This window comes from Oceanobacillus sp. E9 (assembly GCF_001741975.1).
GTDB lineage: Bacteria > Bacillota > Bacilli > Bacillales > Amphibacillaceae > Oceanobacillus > Oceanobacillus kimchii.
This window is the reverse complement of sequence record NZ_LSNA01000006.1, coordinates 116744-142881: the sequence shown is the minus strand read 5'-3', so window position 1 is coordinate 142881 and position 26138 is coordinate 116744. Positions and strand designations below refer to the sequence as shown.

General features: G+C 35.1%; 25 protein-coding genes and 1 riboswitch. Of the genes, 7 read left to right on the top strand and 18 right to left on the bottom strand.

Features of this window, described 5'->3' with window-relative positions; all coding sequences use genetic code 11:
* Positions 1 to 23: 23 nt before the first annotated feature.
* The 6 genes from preA to AQ616_RS07620 form a co-directional block, all read right to left on the bottom strand.
* On the bottom strand, positions 24 to 1295 hold the full coding sequence (gene preA, locus AQ616_RS07645; protein ID WP_069685445.1) for an NAD-dependent dihydropyrimidine dehydrogenase subunit PreA: 1272 nt from the start codon (positions 1293 to 1295) through the stop codon (positions 24 to 26).
* 17 nt (positions 1296 to 1312) lie between these two features.
* Positions 1313 to 2629, bottom strand: coding sequence for an NAD(P)-dependent oxidoreductase (locus AQ616_RS07640; RefSeq protein WP_069685645.1), 1317 nt, complete (start codon positions 2627 to 2629; stop codon positions 1313 to 1315).
* 839 nt (positions 2630 to 3468) lie between these two features.
* A complete protein-coding gene (locus AQ616_RS07635) occupies positions 3469 to 4860 on the bottom strand; it encodes a sugar porter family MFS transporter (protein WP_017797992.1) in 1392 nt (463 codons plus the stop codon).
* 207 nt (positions 4861 to 5067) lie between these two features.
* Positions 5068 to 6492, bottom strand: a complete 1425-nt coding sequence (araA, locus tag AQ616_RS07630; protein WP_017797993.1) for an L-arabinose isomerase — start codon at positions 6490 to 6492, stop codon at positions 5068 to 5070.
* Positions 6493 to 6529: 37 nt separating this feature from the next.
* Positions 6530 to 7225 (bottom strand): L-ribulose-5-phosphate 4-epimerase, encoded by a 696-nt coding sequence (locus AQ616_RS07625; protein WP_017797994.1) that lies wholly within the window; start codon positions 7223 to 7225, stop codon positions 6530 to 6532.
* Between the two features lie 20 nt (positions 7226 to 7245).
* The gene (locus AQ616_RS07620; RefSeq protein WP_069685444.1) at positions 7246 to 8856 is read right to left on the bottom strand and encodes a xylulokinase; all 1611 of its coding nucleotides are present in this window, start codon (positions 8854 to 8856) and stop codon (positions 7246 to 7248) included.
* Positions 8857 to 9170: 314 nt separating this feature from the next.
* Between AQ616_RS07620 and AQ616_RS07615 the strand changes: the two genes are divergently transcribed.
* Positions 9171 to 10259, top strand: coding sequence for a GntR family transcriptional regulator (locus AQ616_RS07615; RefSeq protein ID WP_017797996.1), 1089 nt, complete (start codon positions 9171 to 9173; stop codon positions 10257 to 10259).
* 309 nt (positions 10260 to 10568) lie between these two features.
* Positions 10569 to 11696, top strand: coding sequence for an N-methyl-L-tryptophan oxidase (gene solA, locus AQ616_RS07610; RefSeq protein ID WP_084822445.1), 1128 nt, complete (start codon positions 10569 to 10571; stop codon positions 11694 to 11696).
* A gap of 53 nt (positions 11697 to 11749) precedes the next feature.
* Here the strand turns inward: solA and queE are convergent, their stop codons facing one another.
* Both queE and AQ616_RS07600 read right to left on the bottom strand, forming a co-directional pair.
* Positions 11750 to 12472 carry a 7-carboxy-7-deazaguanine synthase QueE gene (gene queE, locus AQ616_RS07605; protein ID WP_069685443.1) on the bottom strand — a complete coding sequence of 241 codons (723 nt, stop codon included), beginning with the start codon at positions 12470 to 12472 and terminating at the stop codon, positions 11750 to 11752.
* Entirely contained in the window at positions 12469 to 12906 is a 438-nt protein-coding gene (locus AQ616_RS07600) for a 6-pyruvoyl trahydropterin synthase family protein (protein ID WP_017797999.1), read from the bottom strand. Before AQ616_RS07600 ends, queE begins: the two co-directional genes overlap by 4 nt.
* Before the next feature lie 193 nt (positions 12907 to 13099).
* A riboswitch (PreQ1 riboswitch) is annotated at positions 13100 to 13147 on the bottom strand.
* A gap of 227 nt (positions 13148 to 13374) precedes the next feature.
* Between AQ616_RS07600 and hxlR the strand changes: the two genes are divergently transcribed.
* The 5 genes from hxlR (at position 13375) to AQ616_RS07575 (ending at position 17210) form a co-directional block, all read left to right on the top strand.
* Positions 13375 to 13749, top strand: coding sequence for a transcriptional activator HxlR (gene hxlR, locus AQ616_RS07595; protein WP_017798000.1), 375 nt, complete (start codon positions 13375 to 13377; stop codon positions 13747 to 13749).
* A 170-nt stretch (positions 13750 to 13919) separates the two neighbouring features.
* A complete protein-coding gene (gene hxlA, locus AQ616_RS07590; RefSeq protein WP_017798001.1) occupies positions 13920 to 14552 on the top strand; it encodes a 3-hexulose-6-phosphate synthase in 633 nt (210 codons plus the stop codon).
* 9 nt (positions 14553 to 14561) lie between these two features.
* Positions 14562 to 15119: a 6-phospho-3-hexuloisomerase gene (hxlB, locus tag AQ616_RS07585; protein WP_069685442.1), complete on the top strand. Its 558-nt coding sequence runs from the start codon at positions 14562 to 14564 to the stop codon at positions 15117 to 15119.
* A 455-nt stretch (positions 15120 to 15574) separates the two neighbouring features.
* A complete protein-coding gene (locus AQ616_RS07580) occupies positions 15575 to 16354 on the top strand; it encodes a DeoR/GlpR family DNA-binding transcription regulator (RefSeq protein ID WP_017798003.1) in 780 nt (259 codons plus the stop codon).
* 1 nt (position 16355) lies between these two features.
* Entirely contained in the window at positions 16356 to 17210 is an 855-nt protein-coding gene (locus tag AQ616_RS07575; protein WP_017798004.1) for a Cof-type HAD-IIB family hydrolase, read from the top strand.
* 170 nt (positions 17211 to 17380) lie between these two features.
* Here the strand turns inward: AQ616_RS07575 and AQ616_RS07570 are convergent, their stop codons facing one another.
* The 10 genes from AQ616_RS07570 to AQ616_RS07525 form a co-directional block, all read right to left on the bottom strand.
* Positions 17381 to 18175 (bottom strand): hypothetical protein, encoded by a 795-nt coding sequence (locus tag AQ616_RS07570; RefSeq protein WP_069685441.1) that lies wholly within the window; start codon positions 18173 to 18175, stop codon positions 17381 to 17383.
* Between the two features lie 47 nt (positions 18176 to 18222).
* Positions 18223 to 18843 (bottom strand): hypothetical protein, encoded by a 621-nt coding sequence (locus tag AQ616_RS07565; RefSeq protein WP_069685440.1) that lies wholly within the window; start codon positions 18841 to 18843, stop codon positions 18223 to 18225.
* A gap of 24 nt (positions 18844 to 18867) precedes the next feature.
* On the bottom strand, positions 18868 to 20466 hold the full coding sequence (locus tag AQ616_RS07560) for an LXG domain-containing protein (protein WP_069685439.1): 1599 nt from the start codon (positions 20464 to 20466) through the stop codon (positions 18868 to 18870).
* Positions 20467 to 20501: 35 nt separating this feature from the next.
* The gene (locus AQ616_RS07555; RefSeq protein ID WP_069685438.1) at positions 20502 to 20786 is read right to left on the bottom strand and encodes a YwqI/YxiC family protein; all 285 of its coding nucleotides are present in this window, start codon (positions 20784 to 20786) and stop codon (positions 20502 to 20504) included.
* Between the two features lie 2 nt (positions 20787 to 20788).
* Positions 20789 to 21181 carry a YwqH-like family protein gene (locus tag AQ616_RS07550; protein ID WP_017798009.1) on the bottom strand — a complete coding sequence of 131 codons (393 nt, stop codon included), beginning with the start codon at positions 21179 to 21181 and terminating at the stop codon, positions 20789 to 20791.
* Positions 21182 to 21633: 452 nt separating this feature from the next.
* Entirely contained in the window at positions 21634 to 22467 is an 834-nt protein-coding gene (kduI, locus tag AQ616_RS07545; RefSeq protein ID WP_069685437.1) for a 5-dehydro-4-deoxy-D-glucuronate isomerase, read from the bottom strand.
* A gap of 25 nt (positions 22468 to 22492) precedes the next feature.
* Positions 22493 to 23248: a glucose 1-dehydrogenase gene (locus AQ616_RS07540; RefSeq protein ID WP_069685436.1), complete on the bottom strand. Its 756-nt coding sequence runs from the start codon at positions 23246 to 23248 to the stop codon at positions 22493 to 22495.
* Positions 23248 to 24264, bottom strand: a complete 1017-nt coding sequence (locus tag AQ616_RS07535; RefSeq protein ID WP_069685435.1) for a zinc-dependent alcohol dehydrogenase — start codon at positions 24262 to 24264, stop codon at positions 23248 to 23250. Before AQ616_RS07535 ends, AQ616_RS07540 begins: the two co-directional genes overlap by 1 nt.
* Positions 24265 to 24311: 47 nt before the next feature.
* Positions 24312 to 25619 (bottom strand): TRAP transporter large permease, encoded by a 1308-nt coding sequence (locus AQ616_RS07530; RefSeq protein WP_017798013.1) that lies wholly within the window; start codon positions 25617 to 25619, stop codon positions 24312 to 24314.
* A 24-nt stretch (positions 25620 to 25643) separates the two neighbouring features.
* Positions 25644 to 26129 (bottom strand): TRAP transporter small permease, encoded by a 486-nt coding sequence (locus AQ616_RS07525; RefSeq protein WP_017798014.1) that lies wholly within the window; start codon positions 26127 to 26129, stop codon positions 25644 to 25646.
* Positions 26130 to 26138: the final 9 nt, after the last annotated feature.

The following is a 26138-nucleotide window of genomic DNA, read 5'->3' as shown; positions in this document are numbered from 1 at the left end:
ATTCCTCCTTTTTTTAAAAATTTTCAGGAATTTCTTTGAAGCATACTTATTGCTGATTCTCGATCGTTCCATGACATCGGTGGTTCAGTTGAAGTAAGATTAACCATATCGATAGCTCCTTCTACCGGACAAACGATAGAACAGAGATTACAGCCGACACAGTCATCCTCGCGAACTTGTAGATAGTCATTCCCATCTCCATCCTTTAGCATATCGATACATTGATGCGATGTATCTTCACATGCAATATGACACTTATTACAATTAATACAAATATCATTATTAATACGTGCAACAACCTTCGTATTTAAATCCAAATTGCTCCAATCGGTATATTTATTCACGGAAGCACCAACAATCTCACTCAGACTCTCAATTCCTTTCTCATCTAAATAATTCGATAGCCCTTCCGTTAAATCATCTATAATACGAAATCCATGATGCATGGCAGCTGTACAGATTTGTACTCCTCCTGCGCCCATCAACATAAACTCCACGGTATCCTGCCAAGTTGAAACCCCGCCTATTCCAGATATCGGAATATTAATCTCTGGATTCCGTGCACTTTCTCCAATCATATTTAAAGCAATTGGTTTTACAGCTGGTCCACAGTATCCACCATGAGCTCCTTTTCCATTTACATTCGGTATCGTATCCCATGTATCCAGGTCGACACCTATTAAACTATTAATCGTATTAATCATACTTATCGCATCGGCTCCACCACGAACGGCAGCTTTGGCTGTCTCTCTGATATCCGTAATATTCGGAGTTAATTTCGTAATGACAGGAACAGTAGCTGCTTCTTTGGCAAATCGAGTCGTCATCTCCACTAAATCTGGATGCTGACCAATTGCAGAACCCATCCCACGTTCCGACATACCATGCGGACAACCGAGATTCAATTCAATTCCATCAACGCCAACTTCCTCTACCTTCTTGACAATTTCGTACCATTTCTCTCGTTTTGGTTCTACCATTAAAGAAGCAATAATTACTCGGTCGGGATACATTTGCTTCGTTTCATAAATCTCTTTTAAATTAACTGCCAACGGTCGATCTGAGATAAGTTCGATATTATTGAACCCTGCAACCCTTTGTCCATTAAAGTGTGTAGCTCCAAAACGTGAAGTAACATTTAAAATAGGTTCTCCTAGTGTTTTCCATACAGCCCCACCCCAACCTGCTTCAAACGCACGTTGCACTTGATATCCTGTGTTCGTAGGCGGCGCAGAAGCAAGCCAGTATGGATTCAGCGATTGAATGCCAGCAAAATTGATACTTATATCAGCCATGATTCATCCTCCTTCTGTTATGCACTCTCGATTTTTTCTTGAAAACGTTGATGAATAGCTAGCGCAGTTTCTTTCCCTTGTTGAGCAGCAGATACAACCATTGCTTCGCCTACACCTTTACCAAAGATGACATCTCCTACTGCATACACCTTTGGATTGCTCGTAATAAATGTCTCTGAATCTGCCTTCACCACTCCGCCTTCATGTTCTAAACCGAAACTCTCAATCATCTGAACATGTCTGTTTTGTCCAATTCCTTTTACAATAAGGTCGACATCCATTAGAAATTCTGATCCAGGAATCTCAACAGGCCTTGCTCGTCCATCTTCACCGGCATCTTGTAACTCCATTCGAATGCATTCTAGTTGCCTAACGTGACCATCACTATCTCCAATCAACCGTTTTGGAGTCGTCAACCACCGAAATTCCACACCTTCCTGTTTTGCAAAATCATATTCAAAATCATACGCAGTCATTTCCGCTTCTGTACGACGATATAAAATCTTCACATTATCTGCTCCAAGTCGTATGGATGTCGTCGCCCCATCAATCGCGGTATTTCCAGCTCCAATCACTGCAACTCGTTGATTAACAAATTCTTCTTCATATATTCCATGTTTTGTTCGTTCCACTAGATCAATGGCATCATAAATACCATCAAGTTCTTCACCTTCAACCTCCAGCTTCGGCACTTCTGCCATACCAATAGCAAGTACAACGGAATCATAATTTTCAATTAAATCCTCAGCAAGGATATCTTTACCGATTTCTATATTCGTCCGAATCTGTACACCTAAGTTTTTCACTTGTTCCACTTCCCATAGAGAAATCTCTTTTGGCAAACGGAACGGAACAATCCCAAATGTATCCAAACCTCCAGCTTCACTTCGCTTTTCGAAGATAGTGACTTCATAACCTAAACGAGCTAAATCTCGCGCTGCGGAAAGTCCAGCTGGCCCACTTCCTACAATAGCAATACGCTTCCCATTCTTTTTACCTGATTTGAATAACTCTGCCTCGTTTTTAATTGCCCAGTCCGTAGCAAAACGTTGCAAATCACCAATTGGAATTGGGTTTGTTGAATGATTTAATACACAAGCTCCTTCACAGAGTTCCTCTGTAGGACAAACACGTGCACAACTAGCACCTACTGGATTCGATTCCATAATCGTGGTAGCTGATCCCTTCATATTTCCTGAGGCAATCTTCTTAATAAACGTCGGAATATCAATGTCTGTTGGACAAGCAGTAATACAAGGTGCGTCATAACAATAAAGACATCGATTCGCTTCATCTAAAGCTTCTTGCTGATTAAAACTCGGTTTTGCTTCCATAAAGTTTTCTTGTGTAGAATTAACATTATTAAGATGCTTTAATAAATTACTCAATGATAAACCTCCTTCATTAAGGTAAACACAGTAATGTGAGAAAAAGTGACATTTGCATTCAACATAGAATACAACTACCAAAAGTCTTTTATTCATTATTAAGGAAGTGAAATACTAGAAATGATATTGACTGAGTGCAACGAAGAGGAACTAATGAGTTATATAGTTTAGAAAATTCTAACTATAGTATTCTATTATAAAATGGATGCCATTGACTAACATTGGACAAAAAGTTAAACCTTTACCTCATTTATTATCCATAATGTAAACATAATATGTTAGTTTTTCTGACATAAAATGCGCAATTTGAGGTGTAAACCGAATAAGATAAAAAAGAAGCGTTCTACCCAGCCATTTGGATTGAACGCTTCTTTCATTTATAGTTGATACCACTACTTCAATTAAAACTTAAGAACCTTAAAAATATACAAACTGTCTCCTTTTATCCAAAAAAATGGCCGGTATGCACCCGACCGTTTTTTATAATCTGATTCTATTTCATAAATGCTAGGTTTAATTTAAAATGCGAACATTTTGTAATATTTATATATTAATGTTCGGATTATAACAATATGCTGGCTTTGATTGAGATGAAAGACGGAGACTCCTGCAGGAACAGCACGAGCTAAAGGACCACTTGAAAAGTGTTCTTCTTTTCAAGTTAGCTGAAGCCGTGCCTGCGAAAAAGCGTCCGTCAATGGAAATCAAACAGCGCAACATTCGGATTTTTCACCAAATATATTAATTATGAAATTGATTCACCTCTATAAAAAATTCAACATTAATTAAACTGTTTTCTTTTGAAGGTGTTTACTTTCCCCTATCTCTTCAATTTCCTCCAGTGAACGACCACGAGTTTCAGGGACACATAATCGAACAAATAGTACACCTAACAGACAAATCGCACCAAAGATTGCGAATACTGCTTCTTGTGCCATTGAAGCAACCATAATTGGGAATAATAATCCAACCAGGAAAGAGCCAATCCAATTAAACGATGAAGCTAACCCTGACGAACGTCCACGAATAATTAGTGGGAAGATCTCTCCTACTATCACCCATGTTAAAGGAGCCCATGTGAATGAATAAAAAGCAACATAAATACTTAAAAATACAACTATCATCATTGGACTTGCATTTGGAATTACAAGATTTAATATCGCTGGTAAAATAAACGATAATCCCATAACAGTTCCACCAAGTGTTAATAACGTACGTCGATTAAACTTGTCAGCAATCAGTAAAAATAGTAGTGAACCTAGAACTAGAATTACCCCTTGAATAATCGGCCACATGAGAGCTGAACTTGCTTCATTTCCCGTTGCATTCTCTACAATGAGTGGGATGTAATAGAAAATAGCATTTGCACCTTGGAATTGTTGAAAAGCAGCAACACCTAAACCAGCAATTACTAGATAACGATATTTACCACTTAACAGTGTACCCCAAGATGTTTTTTGACTTGCTTTTTCTTCCCATTTAGAAGATTCTTGGATTTTAGAAATTTCGCTTTCAATTTTTTCTTTAGGACGAATATAACTTAATACTTTACGCGCTTCATTAATTTTATTATTTTTGATTAGAAAACGAGGTGATTCTGGTAATCTTAATACCCCGAAAAATAGAATCAACGCTGGTACCGCTGCCAAACTAAGCATTAATCGCCAAGCCATTGTTTCCGGCAAATCTTTTAATACAAACGCAACAATATACGACAGCAACATTCCTGAAACAATCATCGTTTGATTAATTCCTGATAGACGTCCACGTAGACGCGCAGGCGCCATCTCAGACATATATGCTGGTACTAAAGCTGAAGCAGCTCCAACAGCAAGTCCTAATATAATGCGTGAAACAATCATGAATAAAATACCATTATGAGGGGATATCCCTGCCATTATCGAACCTAACGCAAATATAATAGAAGCTATTAAAATCATTTTACGTCTTCCTATACGGTCAGATATTTGACCAGACAGTGCACCCCCAAATATAGCACCTAGCATTAACGAAGACGTAATCCACCCTATTGCAGTAGGATCGTTTTGAAGATTCCAATCGCTTTGTAGAAAAGGTAAAGCCCCTGTCATAACACCAATATCATAACCAAAGAGAATACCACCAAAAGCCCCAAAAAAATAAATGAACTTACTTGATATTTTCTTTTCTTGAATCATTAACATTCACTCCTATAATGCTTAAACTCAGAAGTCCCACTAATAAAACGCTAACAAAATTAAAGATAATCTATTTTCGATATATTAAACGCTTTCATATTTTCTATAAATATGGGTTTTCTGTCTACTATCTAAGCTGCATTTATTTTTTTATTTAAATTACTATATTCACCCAAGGAAGGGTTACTTCCCTGGATGTTTTTTATATTACTTAATAATTATATAATCCAAACCTACAAGTTTAGCGTAAGACACAATTTGATCTGTAGTTAAATTCAATGACACAACTGTATGATGACCTCCACCATTTTCTATCCATGCCTTCACCCCATCTTGGAAATTTGGTTTTACTTCCCAAAGTACACGAGCTACTGGCAGGTTTGGAGCAGAAGTAGTTGGCTCAAACGCTGTAACTTCATTAATAAGAAGTTTAAAATGCGTACCAAAGTCAGCCATTGAGACAACGATACCGTCTCCAGCTTTTCCATCAAATACTAGTCTGGCAGGATCTTCGCGATCACCAATATCTAAAGGAAAAACAGTAATCTTCGGTTTACTGGATGCTAAGGTTGGATCTACCTCAAGCATATGTGATTGAAGGATAGCCTCTTTACCCTCAGCTAACTCATACGTGTAATCCTCCATAAATCCAGTAGATTGATTATGACTCATTACTTTTAATAAACGATCAAGAGCTGCCGTTTTCCAGTCGCCTTCACCAGCAAATCCATAACCTTGTCCCATTAATCGTTGAACTGCAAGCCCAGGAAGTTGCTTCATCCCATACAAGTCTTCAAAGTTAGATGTGAAGGCATTGTAACCACCGTCATCAAGAAAACGTTTAATGGCAATTTCGTAACTTGCTTGGACTCTGACACTTGCCTCCCAAGCTTCTTTACTGTAATTTCCATAATCAAACTCGTAACAATCTTTGTACTCTGCAAATAATGCATCAATTTCTTCTTCTTTTACAGCATTGACATATTGAACTAAATCACCAATTGCAAAGTAGTCTACTGTCCAACCAAATTGAATTTGTGCTTCAATTTTATCTCCATCCGTAACCGCAACGTTACGCATATTATCACCGAATCGAGCAACTTTAATATTGAAACTTTCATTATATGCTGCTGCAACATCCATCCATTCTGCAATTTGGCGTTGCACTTCAGATTTACCCCAATAACCGACTACAATTTTATTTTGTTTATTTAATCTTGCATTGATAAATCCATACTCACGATCTCCGTGTGCTGATTGATTTAAATTCATGAAATCCATATCAATGGTATCCCATGGTATACTTTCATTAAACTGTGTCGCTAAATGGAGTAAAGGCTTTTGTAATAGTTTTGTTCCACGAATCCACATTTTTGCAGGTGAGAATGTGTGCATCCATGTAATGACACCCGCAACCTCATCTCGATAGTTCACTTCTTTCATCACATTGGTAATTTGATCAGCGTTAATAGCTAAATCTTTTAAAATAATCGGATATGGCAAAGCACCACTTTTATTTAACGCATCTGTAATTGTTTGTGCTTGCGCTTTCACTTCTAGTAAAGCTTCCTCTCCGTATAATTGTTGAGAGCCAACTATAAACCAAAATTCTTTATCTTTTATCGTTAACATATTCATCCTCTTTTCATAGTTTAATTGTATCGCTCTATTATTTTTGTCCGTAGTAAGCATCTCCACCATGCTTACGTAAATAGTGTTTATCTAAAATCCGATTCGGCAATTCCGGTGCAAACCGGTTTAGTTCGCGAGCAAACAAATTCATTTTTGCCACTTCTTCTAGTACCACGCTATTTACAACTGCTGATTTAACATCTTTACCCCAAGTAAACGGTGCATGACCATGAAGTAAAACACCTGGGATTTCTAACACATCTAGTCCACGTTCTTCAAAAGTTTCTATAATTACATGTCCTGTTTCAGCCTCATACCCACGGTCAATCTCTTCTTGAGTCAAAAATCGAGCACAAGGTACCGCACCATAAAAGGTATCTGCGTGTGTAGTTCCCATCACCGGTACATCAAGACCTGCTTGAGCCCAGATAGTTGCCCAGGTAGAATGCGTGTGAACAATGCCACCTAGTTCAGGGTAACGTTTGTAAAGGACTGCGTGAGTTGCTGTATCAGATGAAGGATTTAGTTCCCCTTCGACAACATTTCCTTCTAAATCAACAACAACCATATCGCTGGCTTTCATTGTTTCGTAATCAACACCACTAGGTTTTATGACAAACAAACCACTTTCACGATCAAAGGCACTAGCGTTTCCCCATGTATATTTAACAAGGCCCTGTTTAGGCAAATCTAAATTTGCTTGAAAGACTTCTTCTTTTAACTGTTCTAACATGTCGGATCCTCCTACCTCATTTATTCTTTAAAATTGTCTACTGCAGCTTCTTCTATGGCTAAACCTTTTTTATAACGTTCCATAAACTTTTCAAAGCCTTCCACATCTATTCCATCAGGATAAATTTCTTTCGCAGATGCATTTTTAAAGACTTTTCCATCAAGGAATTCTTCTAAACTCTCATTTTGTTGTCTATTTCTCATGTAAGAAGCTAGAATCGCAACTCCCCATGCTCCACCGTCTCCAGCTGTTTCCATAACAGATACTGGGACATTCATAGCAGCAGATACAATCTTCTGCCCTACTAATGGCGTTTTAAATAAGCCACCATGTGCTAGGATGGAATCAATTGAAACCTTTTCCTCTTTCGTCAAAATATCCATTCCAATTTTCAAAGCACCAAATGCTGTAAATAGGTGTGTTCGCATAAAGTTTGCTAGATTAAAATTACTTTCCGGAGAGCGGACAAATAACGGTCGCCCTTTTTCTATTCCTGTAATATTTTCCCCTGAAAGGTATCCGTAACTAAGTAAACCACCACCATCTGGATCCGCTTTCATCACTTCCCCTAACATTACTTCAAATAATTGATCTGTATCCACAGTCTGCCCCATCGCTTCATAAAATTCACGGAACAAACCAATCCAGGCATTGAGATCGCTCGAGCAATTATTGGCATGAACCATTGCAACTGGGCTACCACTCGGTGTCGTCACCATATCAATTTCCGGGTAAACATTCTCAAGTTCATTTTCCATCACAATCATGGCAAATACCGAAGTTCCTACAGAGACATTTCCTGTGCGCTTCCTTACACTATTGGTAGCGACCATCCCCGTACCTGCATCACCTTCGGGTGGACAAAACGGTATTCCTGGTTGTAGATTTTTTGATTTATCAAGAATTTCCGCTCCAACTTGAGTTAGTTTTCCGGCCTCTTCTCCCCCGTTAAGAACATTTGGAAGGATGTCATTCAATTGCCACGGGTACTGTTTACTATCAATTTTTTTATTAAATAGTTCCATCATTGGCTGATTATAGTCTTTCGTTGATTTGTCTATTGGAAACATCCCAGAAGCATCACCAATACCAATCACTTTTTCTCCAGTTAATAACCAATGAATAAAACCGGATAAAGTTGTAATTACGTCAATACGAGGGAGATGTTTTTCCTCATTTAATATCGCTTGATAAAGATGAGCAATACTCCATCTTTCTGGAATATTGAAATGGAATAAATCCGTTAGTTCTTTTGCTGCAACAGTTGTTGTTGAATTGCGCCATGTCCTGAAAGGCACTAATAGCTCTCCAGTTTTATCGAAGGCCATGTATCCATGCATCATTGCAGACACTCCAACAGAACCTATCGTACGGATAGTAATGCCATAATCTCGCTCTACATTTTGTTTCATTTCACTATAAGCTGTCTGTAGTCCTGTTACTATATCAACTAAGTTGTACGTCCAAAAACCATTTTCTAAATCATTTTCCCATTCAAAACTACCAGAAGCTACAGTTCCAAATTCATTATCTATTAAAACTGCTTTTATTCGAGTAGAACCAAATTCGATACCAAGTGACGTTTCACCCTTAGCAATCAACTCTTTGATTTGTGCTTGATTTTCCTCCAAGTTAATCCCCCCTCTGATAGCGTCTTCATAAATTAATATGAAAAATTATGCGCTTTCTTTTTAATTCGTGGTATTTATTCACTCTGATTAAGTACAGTTTAAAACTTGTGCGTACATTTGTCAAACGCAAATAAATATATACGAACAAGTTATTTGTTCACCTTTCTATTTCTAGTAAAAATTAATTCTCTAAACCTTCATTTGATATCTAGAAACAGCTATCTTCTTTTCAACACTTCGAAACTATGTCAAAATATGTACATACAAGTATCTCAACAGGACGTTCAGGCACGAACAAAAAGGAAGTGTTATTCATGAAACCTAAGTATCAAGTCATCATAGACGATATGAAAAGTAAAATTATTTCAGGAGAATACAATGTATTAGAAAAAATTCCTACAGAATCCGCCTTGCAACATAGGTATAATGTAAGTCGTCACACTGTCCGTAAAGCTATTCTAGAATTGTCTAATGAAGGGTTTTTACGAAGTGAAAAAGGATCCGGCACTTATGTAAGCAACCTTTATCAATCTAAACTTAGCGGAAATACTAGTAACAAAAAAACAATTGGTGTAATTACGACTTACATCTCTGATTATATTTTTCCATCGATTATTCGAGGCATTGAACGTAGACTAAATGAAGATAATTATTCTTTACTATTAGCTAGTACAAACAATGATGTAGAACAAGAAAAAAAAGCATTAGAGATGATGCTATCTTATGGAGTAGATGGCTTAATTGTTGAACCAACGAAGAGTAATTTATATAACCCAAATATATCCTATTATTTATTACTTATGGAGCAAGATATTCCTTTCGTTATGATTAATGCTTATTATGAAGAATTGGATGTACCATTTTTACGTTTAGATGATGTACAATCCAGTTATCTCGCAACCAAAGAGTTGATTTCAAAAGGACATAGACAGATTGGTCTGATTTCAAAAGAGGATGATTTACAAGGAAAGTACCGGATGAAAGGGTATATTAAAGCTCTTGGAGAAACAAAATTGCGTTTTCAACCTGAAAATGTGTTCTCTTACAATACAGAAACAAAAGCAAACTTATCTAATGACTTAAAAGATTTTATTAGTGAGAATAGAGATTTTTTAACTGCAATTGTATGCTATAACGATGAGGTTGGTTTAGTTGTTGCCAATTTATGTAAACAGCTCGGGATATCCATCCCAGAGGAATTATCTATTATTGGACAGGACAATTCATATATTGCTCAAAATGCGAATATCAAACTTACAACCTTGACGCACCCCCAAGAACAAATGGGAAATGATGCAGCAGACTGGGTTATTAGGAAATTACAAGGAAAGAAAGACTTACCTAAAGAGCATTATTATCAACCAGATTTAATTAAAGGGGAAACTATAAAAGAAATAGATTAAAGTAAAGCTTCCTTCAATGAGTGGAGATTCGTTCTTCCTCCATTGAATGTTATTCCTGCAAAAAAATTATCCGTTAGCAATGGAGATTAAAAAGAGTAACATTCGTATTTCAAATATAATTTCTTATTACGAAATATTCTATGCACTAAGTAATTCAGTTATTCTTCAAGTCAGTTACTTTTTATTGCCGTTTTATTTATAAAATCAATCATTTTTCGCATATTTAGAATACATTCAAATTCTTAAATTGAATCCTAAACCAACATCCATTAAAATGTTCGTACACATAGTAAAGGAGATGGGTTAATCTTGATTTATGACATTGCAATTATTGGAGCAGGATCAATGGGATTATCAGCAGGATACTATCTTTCAAAAGCTGGAAAAACGGTAGCACTTATTGACTCGAATGATCCACCTCATACAGAAGGTTCTCATCATGGAGAAACCCGTATTATACGACATGCATATGGTGAGGGCGCAGCATATGTACCTTTGGCATTGAGGTCGCAAGAATTGTGGAACGACCTTAATCAAACGTTTAATCAAGATGTGTTCCACCAAACAGGTGTATTAAATATAGGACCGGAGAATTCTGTATTTTTACATAATGTGATACAATCTGCTCGTCAATATAATTTACAAACTGAGATTCTATCAGCAGAGCAAATAAATAATAGATGGCCAGGATATCACTTACCAAATCATTTAATGGGGGTTTATGAAATTAATTCTGGAGTGTTAATGAGTGAAAATGCCCTTCAGACTTATCGAGACCTTGCTACAGCACTTGGCGCTACAATTTATACAAATACATGTATTCACCGTTTGGATGTAACGAATCAACGCATCACAATTCATTCATCTAGTAATACGATTAAAGCAAAACAGCTTATCATAACTGCTGGGAAAGGAACGAATCAAATCCTATCCTTACTTGGCTATCAGCTTCCGTTATTTCCAATACGTAAAACGTTCTCGTGGTTCTCAGCAGCCGAATCTATTTATCATTCTGATATCTTTCCTGCTTGGTCCTTTGATAATGGAAACGAAACATATTACGGCTTCCCGAGTATTGATAAAGCTGGTATAAAAGTTGGCAGACATGATGGTGGCCAACCTGTGAAGGCAGATGAACCTTTGAAAAAATTTGGTACATATTCCGAAGACGAACAAGATGTCAGCCAATTTGTTCATCGATATATGTCTCCTGAATTACAGCATAGACAAGGAAAAGTATGCACTTATACGAATACACCAGATGGCAATTTCATCATAGATCGACTTCCAAACTATCAACATGTACTAGTCGCTTGTGGGTTCTCTGGTCACGGATTCAAATTTAGCAGCGGCGTAGGAGAATTATTGAGTCAATTAGCCATTCGAGGAAAAACTAGTTTGGATATATCCCATTTTTCTTTAAATAGATTCGCATGAATTTAAAAACAAGGAACGCTGGCAACATCGGTTCCTTGTTTTTTAATATAGGATTAAACCCCCCGCTTGTTCCCCCACAAATAAGTGTGTAATTGTGGTAATACTCGAACATCCTTAAGTAACTTATTTTCCATCACACGATCGATCAATTTCTCATATTTCTCCAATAGATCAGATAATAAGCTTTCATTCTCATTCGCTTCTAGATTATCATTTCCTACCTGTAGAAATAATGTAACAGATGGATATCTTTCATGTATTTGTTCTGCGTAGGCCAAATCCTCTTCATCAAAAATAACGACTTTCAAACTAAAATGTCCATCTTGTTCCTTATGTAATCTCTCAATAATGTAATCAAGCGTAGTAAAATTAGTTTTCATTCCTGAACTTGGTGGCTTAGGAGATAATGTTAGATCATCTATTTTTGTAAACCAATTTTGCCATCTACTTCCCTGTGTTTCCAGAGCGACTTCTATTTGGTGTTGATGCAATAAATCGACCAAACTATCTATTTGCTTCAATAATCCAGGGTTTCCACCTGAAATCGTTACGTGGCCAAATTTGTTGCCTCCTACTTCTTTTAAAGAATCAAAAATTTCTGCTGGTTCCAACATTTGAATCGAGTCTTTTTCCGATCCATCCCATGTAAATTTAGAATCACACCAAGAACAGGAATAATCACAGCCTGCAGTACGCACAAACATCGTTTTTCTGCCAATGACCATACCTTCCCCTTGAATAGTAGGACCGAATATTTCTAAAACAGGAATCTTCATGTTGATTTCTCCCCTCTCGGACGATAGATACAGTAACTAGTAGGAGTTTCTCGTAAATAAACCTGTATACATTTCGGTTTATTTTGCAAACCATCTAAATAATCCTGAATGATTTCATAAATTTTACGAGAGACTACTTCTGTGGTTGGAAAGTCAATTGCTTGTTCATCTGAAAAAGCAGAATCATGATTGATTACTCCATGATCAAAGCGTTTATGAATCAAATCCTTAATCTGTTTAAAATTTACTAAAAATCCAGTTTCATCGAGTTCATCTCCAACAACTGTTATATTTGTAAAATACGTGTGTCCATGCATTTGTTGACACTTACCTGCTTGATCTTGTGGAATATAATGAGCTGCTGAAAAATGAAAATCCTTATTAAGTTCATAAGCATACGAATGGGGGATAACAGGATATATTTGTTGCATCATTTCAATCTCCCCCTTATTTGTTGAACAATAGAAACTTTCGGCTTTTTAAACATATTATTTCCCCTCTCTTTTCCTCAAATATGAATCCATCCCATATAAAAAAGAAGAAGAAAATAATGTTTGCTGATGAGTGACCGTTTTACTTTCACAGTCCATACAATCAAAAAAAACAACACAAAGAAGCGTGTTGTTTATCTCCTTAGTTTTTTATAGAGGGATTTAAATCGCGAACCTCTCCTACAATACTGCAGTGTTCTATTTAATTCACAACGTTAGATTAACATATTTCCGCTTGAAAATATAGGTAAGTTTACTTTGATTTTAATAGTTTTACCAATGTTCTATACTTTGAATATTTTATTTTATGAACATTTAAATAATTCCTCTTATTTGATGCACACAAATATAAACGATATAATTTTTTACAATCGTTCAGATAGCTATCGTTATTTTGAAAGGAGAAAAAGCATGGGACATGTTTGCAATAGAGATTTCAACTGTGAAAAAGAATTAACATTAGCAGTAATTGGCGGTAAGTGGAAAATGCTAATTCTTTGGTATTTAGGAAAAGAAGGTACGAAGCGATTTAACGAGTTGAAATCACTCATGCCTAATATTACCCAGCGTATGCTCGTAAATCAGCTTCGAGAATTAGAATCTGACTTTATTGTTCATCGTGAAGTTTATCCCGTCGTACCTCCGAAAGTAGAATATTCGCTGACGGAACGAGGAGAAACATTAATGCCGATATTAGAAGCAATGTATGATTGGGGTAAAGATTACAAAGATTTTTTAGAAGACCATCTAGATCGTTCTAAAGAAAATTCAACGAATAACACATAATCAACCATGTACAAATGTATATGGTTTTTTATTTGCAACAAATAATCCTGATTTTTACAGTATACTTTTTGTCACTATATGAGTTAAAAGTGCGTACTTCCGTTCATGATAGTTAGAACTTATAATGGACATCATACTTTAAAGTTAACCAAAGAAAGGAAGAGTTCAATATGAAATTACAACTAGCATTAGATCTTGTCAACATTCCAGAAGCAATCGAATTAGTAAAGGAAGTTGAATCATATATTGACATCGTAGAAATTGGCACACCCGTCGTTATTAATGAAGGACTTAAAGCAGTTAAAGAAATGAAGGCTGCTTTCCCGAACTTAACGGTATTAGCTGATCTCAAAATTATGGATGCAGCTGGATATGAAGTAAGTCAAGCTTCTCAAGCAGGAGCTGATATTATTACAATTCTTGGTACAGCCGAAGATCAATCGATCAAAGGAGCCGTGGAAGAAGCAAAAAAACATAACAAAAAGATCCTTGTCGATATGATTGCCGTAAAAGATATTGAAACACGTGCAAAAGAATTAGATGAACTAGGTGTAGATTACATCTGTGTACACACTGGCTATGATTTACAAGCTGTAGGTAAGAACTCTTTTGAAGATCTTGCAACCATTAAAAGTGTTGTTAAACAAGCCCAAACAGCTATCGCAGGCGGAATCAAGCAAGAAACACTTACAGAAGTAATTAAGCACCAACCCGACCTCATCATTGTAGGTGGCGGAATCACAAGCAAAGAAGATAAACAAGCCGTTGCTCGTGAAATGAAAGAATTAATCCAATTAGGATAGTGATAAATAATGAAAACAACACAGTATGCTTCTGAAATCGTACAGGAATTAAGCCAGTCAATCCGGTTAATTTCTGATAATGAATCAGAGAAATTAATAGATAGTATCACAGAATCCAATAAAATTTTTGTCGCTGGTGCCGGAAGATCTGGGTTTATGGGAAAATCTTTTGTGATGAGAATGATGCATATGGGAATTGATGCATATGTAGTGGGAGAAACCGTAACTGCTAATTTAGAAGAAAACGACTTGTTAATTATCGGATCAGGTTCAGGAGAAACAAAAACCTTAGTTTCCATCGCTGAAAAAGCCAAAAACTTTAAGGGCACGGTTGCGGTAGTAACTACTGCACCGGAATCCACAATTGGAAAGTTAGCAGATATTGTAGTTCATTTACCCGGAGCTACGAAAAATCACACAGAAAATAATTATCAAACTATCCAACCAATGGGCTCTCTTTTTGAGCAAACAATGATGTTATTTTACGATGCTCTAATTCTGAAGTTTATGAACAAAAAAGGATTAGATTCTCAGACCATGTACGGCAAGCACGCAAATCTCGAATAATTCACAGAGAGTTATATAATTAATCACAAAAATAGATCATATTTTGGGATTAATTACGTAAATCTGCTTGCTAGTTAGCCCTGGTTTGCTATTAAATGCAAACCAGGGCATTTTGTTTTCCAACTTATTTTAGATTTAACTTTGTTCTGTTTATTTTGATTTCTAAAGAATTATAGCTTTTAGAACCACTCTATTCACTACTTTTCTTCGGATTATAAGGCTTTTTTCGTTTTTAGAGCCACTTTATTCACTACTTTCTTCGGATTATAAGTAAGTTATGTTTTTTTACAACTGCTCTCTTTTCTACTTCTCACAAACTTTAGGCTTATTTTGGTTTTTACAACGAAGCTATATTATAAATTTATATCCAATCTTATAAAATTACTTATTTTTGCTTATTTATAATTACAAACACTTAATTTTATTGTATAATTACTTAAAAGGAGGAGATTTCTTTGTATCAAGAAGAAAGATTGTTATCTATATTGGATTATTTAAAAGAAAATAAAAGAATTTCCGTTGAACAAATATGTTCACTTTTCAATATATCGAGAGATACTGCGCGTAGAGATCTGGTGAAGCTTGAAGAAGAAAGCAAAATTGTGCGCACTCGTGGTGGAGCTCTCCTCCCTTCCATCCATACAGAAATTAAAAATTACTCCCATCGACTAAACATTGTTTCAGATGAGAAAAAGGTGATTGGTAAAAAAGCAGCATCGTTAATTTATCCGGGTGACAGGATAATCTTAGATGCTTCAACTACAGTACAATCATGTGCTGAGCATATTAACAATACCGAATGTACGATAATCACCAATTCTATTAATCAAGCAGAAGTATTATCCTCTAATTCAAATATCAATATTCAGTTGTTAGGTGGGATTTTGGAAAAAGAGCATCGATATGTATATGGCTCTTCTGTAATAGATAAACTCTCCGAATACAATGTAGATAAAGTTTTTATTGGAGTTGTAGGTATCTCTGAAAGTGGATTAACAATTGCACATGAAGAAGATGGTGCAGTGAAAAGAAAAATGATACAACAGGCTAAGCAGGTAATCGCATTAGCTGACAATACTAAATTAGGAAATACGGATTTTTTCCGATTTGCGGATTTACAAGATATTGATTTATTAATTACAGATAAAACACCGCCACAAGCATTTAGGGAATTGCTGCATAAACATCATGTTGAACTTTTAACAGCAGAGATTAATGATCAAGGAGATGAATGATATGGTGAATTTAATTGCCGTAGACTTAGATGGTACACTACTTAACGAACGGAATGAAATCAGTAAGACAAACTTAGAGTCGATTAAATCTGCTCAGGCCAACGGAGTAGAAGTAGTAATTGCTACTGGGAGAGCACATTTTGACGTTCAATCTATTTTTGAAACAACTGGAATAAATACCTGGATTATTGGTGCGAATGGTGCAACGATACATCGACCAAATGGAGAATTATTTCATTCTACATCCATAAACAAGAATGATGCTATTGATGTTCTCCGTTGGCTGGAGCAAGAAAATTTTTATTACGAAATTCTTAGTAACCAATCTATATTTACTCCTAAAAAAGGCAGAGATCTTTTAGCCGTTGAAATAGACAAGGTAATTAGTGCAAATAAAGAAGTTAGCATCGATGATCTTCAAGCAGCTGTGAATAAACAATTTAGTCAATATGGTTTTTCGGTTATCGATTCTTATCAAGATTTGATTGATTATGATATTGACTTTTATAATGTTCTGGCTTTTTCATTTCACCAAGAGAAACTTCAAAAAGGTTGGGCACATTTTGAGCAGTTTGAGGGTTTATCAATTGTAAAATCTGCTCAAAATAACTTTGAACTAGAGCACAAGAATGCTTCAAAAGGAAATGCACTTAAAATGCTTACAAATAAGTTGAATGTAGATTTAACCAATACAGCTGCAGTAGGTGATAGCTTTAACGATATATCTATGTTAAAACTAGCTGGAAGAAGTGCAGCAATGGGGAATGCTCCTAAAGAAATACAAGATTATTGTAATGAAATTACCCTTTCAAATACTGAAGATGGAGTTGCACACTTCATCTATTCCTTAATTTAGTTCAATTTTTCTAGCATCCAGCTATAGCTCTTATCGGCGTGACGGATTAGCGGCGTGACGATAAGAGTTTAGCATATAAGAGAGAGATTTATAGTATTTTTTTGGAGTGTTCGAATGAGAACACTCTTTTTTCATTTCGATCACTTCAAAAATGATAGTCTTAATGGAAATTATTCATTTAAAAACTTTTTCATAGCCTTATCAATTTCCTCAAAATACGATTGTACAGGAATCGGTTGAAGAACTACTTCCTTCTTTATTTCCACGTTTTCATAATTCAAGTGCCAAATATAATTATTAGCCGGTAACAAGAATTGAACTTCATCAAACTCTGACTGGTCTTTTACATAATTGGATACCATAAAAGAAATATTATCGAATTCTTGACCGTTCTTCAGAAGATCACCTGCGAATTCACGCAAAGGAATAGCTTGATTTTCATCTTCTTTCATTGCATGTAAAATTTCAGGATCTGTAGTATGTAATTCATCAAACATCTCATCTGTCATTTGTATTGGTTGCCATCCCTCCACGTTAATTTCGATATTCGCCATTCCATAATGATTACGAAGAATATCATAAAATCCATCTCCACTGTGATGGAATGAAAATGTATGCTCCCCCGTCTGTATTCTTTGAAGAAGTGCATTATTGTTGTTTAACGAATGAATAAGCAAAACTTGTTTTTCTCGCATTTGAATGCAACGAACTTTTTTCTTTGAATGTACAAGTAGATAAAGTAAATCCTCTAATCCTTTCGCTAGATTGGATTCTCTGTTATCATCCCAATAGCCTTTCTGTTTTAGTTTCGTTTCCGTTTCATCTATGAAACGAGTAAATTCAGTTTCATTTTTTATTAATTCCTGCTCATTTATCACTTGTCTAGCCATTGAATCATAACCACACAGTGCAAGAGCAGAAACAAATTCATGCATGGAAAGTCTAATTTCTTCTGTTCTTTGCATCGTTTGCCCTCCTTTAATTACACAAATCAGATTTTCATATTAATTTATCACTCAAACAATCCTATTACACCAAATGCTTGCCACAATAATAACAAAACAAAAACAATAGCTATTAATTTATTTATAAACAGTGGCAGCTTTAATAATGTAATTTGTACATAATAATTTATTCCTGAAAAGAAAATTGCTATGTATTTGAAAATGTAATCAAATACTGTTGATTTCTCAGAATAGACATTCGCTTCATAAAACCCTATCGCAACTGGATGAAAAAAAACAGAGTAAAGGGCAACCATGAAGTTTGTCATTAATATCAAGAAAATTATTGTACTTGGATAAGGAATATTTGCACCTAAGAAAATTAGTGAAAACAATGATAGGAAGATTATCACAATCGATAATGCAATCCACTCTTTTGGTTGTTCTTTATCAAATTCTATTTTTTTAATTTTTTCATAAGGTTTAAAGCAATTTATTGTTGAATATAAAATGATAAATGGTTCCGCAAAAATTATAAATATAAATATCGAAACTTTACTATCGTCGTTCCATGCAAAATAATTAATAAAGAACATAAGTACGATAAGAAATAGTACTATATTTAATTTCACAAAGGATTTAATCCCAGAACCTATAGAGAATATTTTTTCTTGATATTGATTATTCACATCGATAGCTCCCCGTCCTAAAAATTAATTAAAAATACCGGAAACAAAATTACCTACACTGGATACTAGTTTTTCTGATTTTTCTTCAACCCAATCTACAGCATCATTACCCCAATCTTTTACATCTTCATAACGATCATCAACCCAACGACCAGCACTTTCTCCCCAATCTTTCACAGTATCTTCAGCAAGCCATGAACCGACAATACCAACTCCGGCTCCAACTGCGCCACCTATTATAGTACCGACTCCTGGACAAATCAATGTCCCTATACCTGCACCTACCGTCGTAACCCCTGCAACCCCTGCATCTAAACCTATGCCTGCTGCAAACCGTCCTGTTTTTTCAGCACCCGATTTATGTTTATTTTCATCACTATAATACTCCCCTGAATTCGTACCAATGGAAAACGCTATTCCAACATAAGGAATTCTTTTAGCAAATTTAGCTAAACCACCTTGTGTTGATAATTGATTTGCGGTTCCTTTAACATCCACTTTCATTCCATAATTCTTTAGTTCATTTTTATCAAATACTAAAACACTAGAAGAATAACTATCTGCTATTTTCCCAAAACCTATTCTGTTCGTAGCACTATTTAAGCCTATAATTTCTCTAAGTACACCACTAGGAGATCTACCCGCTTTTCCAATATAACGTTTTAAAGGATTAATGGAATTTTTGTCTCCATATTGCAATAACTTGTAGACTCTCTCTGCTAATTTTGAATTATATTTTCCACTCTTGTTTTGTGTCCAAGCATCGGTTGCTCTTACAATAAAGTTCCCTTTACCGTCTTTCTCCATTGTAAGCATACCGCTATTTAAAATTTGAAAAGCAAGAGCGCCTTTCGCTACATTATATGCACCATTGAACTTACCTAAATTAGATAACCAGGTTGCTATCTCTCCTTGTATAGTCGAATCTCTTTGTTCAACGGATAGTTTGGTTGCACTATCAATCATATCTTGTATTACATTTGACTCTAAGAAATAATCTTCTACTTCTTCAATCTGAGATGAAGTTAAAAACACCCCATTTTTAGTCCAGCCCTTAATCTTTGAAATAAAAGCTGATATTTCATCCAATGAAGCTGAGGAACTTTGTAAATTTGAAGTGCTATTCTCATCCAGATCAGCAAATTTAGTTAGTGTATCGCTTAGTACAGTTCGTGTACTTGCTATTTGATAATCAAATTGAGATGTTCTCACAGAACTATTAGGGACCAAGTCACTGACTTCATTATAATGACTGTTAATATCATTTACAATTTCATGTGTTAAATCTTCTAATCTCGTTAAACCATTCTTTATATCACTCTCTATAAACTCTTCACGCACAAGACCATTCTCATTTTCAAATGAAAGAACTAATTTCTTTATCTGCTCCAATACTTTGATATACTCTTCCAAAAACAAGTTAAATAGAGTGACAGCAGGAAAGTGCAATGTCATAAAATGTTCTTTAATTGCATCTCCTCCCTCTCCCTTCAACGCATCATTAAGATCTATTATCTTATTCAATCCATCACGGATGCTTAGAATTTGCTCTTTTTCTTTTGTTTTTATATCAATGATCTTTTCTAAACCACCTATAACCTCATCAACTTTGATTACTTTCATTGTATAAACTCCTTATCCACTTGATACAGTTCTTTTTATTTAACAGGAAGAGGTCCTATTTGTTTCGCAAGATTTTCATCAGTTTCTACGTAAGCTTGAACAGCTTCATCTACACTGGATTCTACTTTAATCAGTGCATCCTTATAATTATTTAATGTAGAATAGTAGTTTTCCTCAATCGACTGAATCTTTATTAGGAAGTCTAAATCAGATGTTGAAAATGTCGGATTTGGATTGCTAGTTTCTAAATCTTCTGTTTTTCTTTTTAAATTGTTTAATATAGGTGTTACTTTATCCGGGTCAACTTTAATCTCTGGCATAATCAATCCTCCTCCATTTGTCTTAATGTACGAATCCTATTTTGATTCGTTTCAATTAAACTAGATAAATTTGCATTCGTACTCTTTAATTGCCTAATTGCCTCAGAAATATTATCAAGTAGCACGTTAACATCGTTATTCATTATATTGTTATATTCCTTTTTAATACTTTCCCTTTTATTCATAAAGTCATTGGCATGTTTTCCATGCCATAAATCCGTTGTTATTTCAGGGCGATTAGCCTCTCCTTTTTGCATACTGAGTTCATCTTGATCTCCTAATATTTTTGTATACGAGTTTTCAAGCCGATTAATTTTTTCATTATTTGCTTGTATCGTAGCATTATAATTTGAGATTTCACTTGTTAACTGACTTATTTGAAAAGAAGCATCCATAGCATTTCCCTCTTTACATTAATATAGTTATAATTTCTCAGACTCTGTTATTAAAACAAGTATAAACAATTAGGAAAAATGATTAAATCAATAGTAGAAAATAATCACAAAATGCATCTTTATTCCTATATATATTCCATTAATATGTATTTAAAATATTCCGTTTTACTTATATTACTAATATAGATAAGTACAAATAAAATAGTCCACACTTTTTTGGTGCGAACTATTTTATCCTTCCATTTACTATTGTTTAATATCAACCATAACTCTAAACCTTGCTGCTATAATCGAACTTAAGTGTAATTTAATTTGTGATAAAGCAGTCGATATAAGTAGCAAGTCCTGGACGATCTTAAATATTCATTAGTTAAATAAACACCTTTCCCAATAGAGAAGACGTTCAAAAAATAAGGTTACTATTCTATCAAATGGCTTATAGTAGCTTCATATTATTTTAGCTCGTTCTTGTCTACATGATCCATATCATCAAAGGTATAATTTTCACCGGCCATTGCCCAAATAAATGTATAATTTTTAGTTCCAACACCTGAGTGAATAGACCATGGTGGTGAAAGAACCGCTTGCTCATTTGATACTATAATATTCCGTGTATCATTTGGCTTGCCCATAAAATGCATTATCTTTTCGTCTTCTTCTAAATCAAAGTATAAATAAGCCTCCATTCTTCTGTCATGAACATGCGGCGGCATGGTATTCCACATATTATTTTCTGATAAGAAAGTCATCCCCATCATTAATTGACAACTTTGAATTCCATCTGCATGTATAAATTGATAAAGATCTCGTTTATTCGATTGGGCGTCATCTCCCAAGTGTCTATGAGTTGCTTCTTGTAAAGATTTTTTTTGAGTAGGATAATTCTTATGAGCAGTTGCAGACACGATATAAATTTTTGCTGGATTATTTGAATCTATACTTTCAATTAAAATGTTTTTATTTCCTTTTCCTACATATAAACAATCTCTATGATCTAACTCATATACTTCACCATCGACAGTAATTTTCCCTTTACTATTTGAAATATTAAAGAAGCCTACCTCTCTTCTCTCTAAAAAGAATTCTGTTTTCAACGTTTCTTTATCTTCTAACCGTAAAGGAGAGTTTATTGGAACAGCTCCCCCAACAATTAAACGATCATAGTGAGAATAGACCATATTTATATTTCCTTTTTCAAAAAGATTGTTTATTAAAAAATCCTCTCTAACTCGCTCATTATCATAATTTTTAAAATCTCTTGGATTTGTTGCATATCTTATTTCCATTTTAACATTCCCCTTCCTAAGATTATTATCTTCCTAAATATCCACCATCCACAGCTACAGTAAATCCATTCATATAATCAGATGCTCGTGATGCTAAAAATATTGCGGTACCTTTTAAATCATCTGGTTTCCCCCATCTACCTGCAGGAATTCGTTCTAAAATACTATTGTAACGCTTCTCATCTTCAATAATTGCTGTGTTCATATCTGTTTCAAAGTAACCCGGTGCAATACAGTTAACATTAATTCCAAATTCCGCCCATTCATTAGATAAAGATTGAGTAAATTGCTTAACAGCTCCTTTACTCGCAGCATAAGCTGGCACGAGATAACCACCTTCATATGAAAGCATCGATGCTAGATTAATAATTTTTCCACTCTTCCTCTCTAGCATATGTTTACCGAATGCTTGGCAGAGAAAAAATACAGCATTTGTATTAATATCAATAACAGCATCCCAATCATTCTTTGGAAATTCAGCAGATGGATGACGAATTTGTACGCCAGCGTTATTCACTAAAATATCAACTTTTCCAAATTCTGCTATTACTTTTTGGACCACTGTTTCGTACTCTTGAAAGTTCGATAAGTCAAAATTAATACCTATCACATCAACCCCTTCTTTTCTTATTTCATGAAGTACGTCTTCACCAATATTTCTAGCAATTATAACTATATTTGCCCCAGCACTAGCCAACCCAGATGCAATACTTTTCCCAATTCCTCTATTTCCACCTGTTATTACAGCTACTTTTCCTGTCAAATCGAACAATTCATTCACTACAATTGCCTCCTATTGAATTCATACATTACTTTCACTGCATCTGTTTGCCTTGTTAATAACTCAAAGCCTTTCTCGGCTTCTTCTGGTTGTAGGACATGCGTTATTATTTCTTCATACTCCTTATGATCGCCTACTAAGTCAATCGCTATTTGAAAATCTTTATCTGTATATACTCGCACAAATTTAATAATTAATTCTTTAAACATTCCTTGTCTCATATCAAGAATGGGGGGTTGCTTATACATAGCTACAATAATTATATTGCCCCTTACTTTTACAACATCTGTAATAGCTTCGACTACAGAAGGATGCCCCGCACAATCAAAGACATAATCTACACCAACATTACCGGTTTCTTCTAATATTTTTTCCGTTATACTATCAGATAATGGATCAATCGTTTGAAAACCAAGTTCTTTCGCCTTCTCTATACGTAATTTATTCGGTTCAACAATTATTAACTTCTTTGCTCCATAAGATCTTAAAGTTAAAGCTACACAAAGACCTATGGTTCCTGCTCCGAATATTACTACACTATCACCAGATATATAATTACCTTGTCTTATCGCATGCACAGCAACTGCAACAGGTTCAATTAGCGCACCTAATTTCATTGAAATGTTATCTTTCAACGGTACGATGCTATGTATAGGAACTTTCACATACTCACCCATTCCACCATCACAATCAATACCAACTAGCTTTAAGTTCTCACATACATGGCTATAGCCATTTCGACATGGATGACATTCACCACAGCGCAATAAAGGATTAACCGTTATCCTAGTTCCCTTCTTTAAAGTTGGGTGACCTTCTTCAATGGTACCCGAGAACTCATGTCCCATAACTAAAGGGGCTTCTGCACGTGGATGTACGCCTGCAAATATACTTAAATCACTTCCACAAATCCCAGCATATGAAGTTTTTATAATTGCCCAACCCTTGGTTAGAGTTGGTTTTTGATTTTTCTGAAATAAAATATTCTTTGGTCCAGCATAAATTACTGTATCCATAACACCTTTCCTTCCATCTGAATATTTAATTTTCTACAATATAATTTCTAATCTAATACCCCAAATAATTTAGGAATAGAAAGAGATATAGCTGGAACAAAAGTAACCAATAATAATAAGACAATCGTCACAAGAAAGAATGGTGCTAATGGCTTAATAACATTTTCTATAGGTAATTTAGCAACTCTAGCTCCAACAAATAGAACTGGTCCAACAGGAGGAGTAATTGTTCCAATACTTAAATTTAGTACCATCATAATCCCAAAATGAATTGGATCCATTCCTAAATCTAATGCAATAGGTAAAAAAATGGGTGTAAAAATAAGTACTGCCGGTGTCGGATCCATAAAGGTACCAATTATAAGTAAAACGATATTCATGATTAATAAAATAATAATCATGTTATCCGAAATGGAAAGTAATAGATCTGCTATTAGTCCTGGAATGTTTGTAAAAGACATTACCCAAGACATAATGGTAGAAACACCTATTAAAAACACCACAATTGAAGTTGTTCTAGTAGCTTCTAATAAAATGTTTGGTAAATCTCTTATCTTAATTGACCGATAAACAAATGATAATAGTAAGGAATAAACTACTGCTATAGCCGATCCTTCCGTGGCTGTGAACACCCCGCCTACTATACCTCCAATTACTATTACAATAAGCAAGAGGCTTGGTAACGCATCCAATATCACTAATAATTTTTGTTTCCAACTTATTTTTATTTGGCTTTTATAACCTCTCTTCTTAGCAATAATGAGGGCTACAAGAATACAAGCAATCCCCCACAATAGTCCAGGTACGTATCCGGCTAAAAATAAAGCCGCTATAGAAGTACCACCACTTACAAGTGAGAAGACAATCATTATATTGCTAGGTGGTATGAGCATACCTGTTGGGGCTGAGCCTATATTTACAGCTGCACTAAACTCTCTTTTATACCCTTCCTTTTCTTGTTGCTCTCCCATCGTACTTCCGACTGCAGCAGCTGCAGCTACAGCAGATCCACTAATAGAACCGAATAACATATTAGCTAAAATATTTGTATGCGCTAATGATCCAGGCATTTTTCCACTTAAAATTTTCGCACAATTGATTAATCTCGATGCTATGCCTCCATTATTCATAATTACTCCTGCTAACACAAAGAACGGGATTGCTAGCAACGTAAATGAATTAATACCAGTGAACATTCGTTGTGCCGATGTGAGAAGACCATTATCAAACTCTAGTATTGTAAACATAGCAAGAACAGAACTTACTCCTACACTAATTGCTATTGGTACCCCTATAATGAGTAGAAACACAATACCCACTAGGAGAATTAATCCTGCTTGAACAGCTATATCCATATAGTAATCTCCTTCCTATTAGAACTAAAGCTGTTCTATGGTTTTGTTGTTCTTAATAATATTAGTGATATTATATATACAATAAAATACAATAAATAAACCACTAATCGGTATGCCTGCGTATAAATATCCTACCGGTATTTGTAGTGAAGCAGAAAGCTGATTCCATGCTACATCTACAGCTAAATATCCCCCTATCAGGAGTACAGTTAATGCAAATAGAATCGTGATAACTTCTATTAGAATCTCAATCATCAATTTAACCTTAGTCGGAAATTTATTCTTTATAAATTCAACAGCCATATGACCTCTTTCCCCAAAGACAAATGCAGCACCAAATAAAACTAACCATACAAAACAATATTTTGCTAACTCTTCTGAGAAAACACTAGGGTTATTCAAAATAAACCGAGTAAATACTTGCCAAGTAACTAGCAATACTAAAAAACCAAATAATCCAATGCAAATGACTGCAAGCGTTTTATCTAAAGCTTTTTTTACTGCTTCCATATACATCAC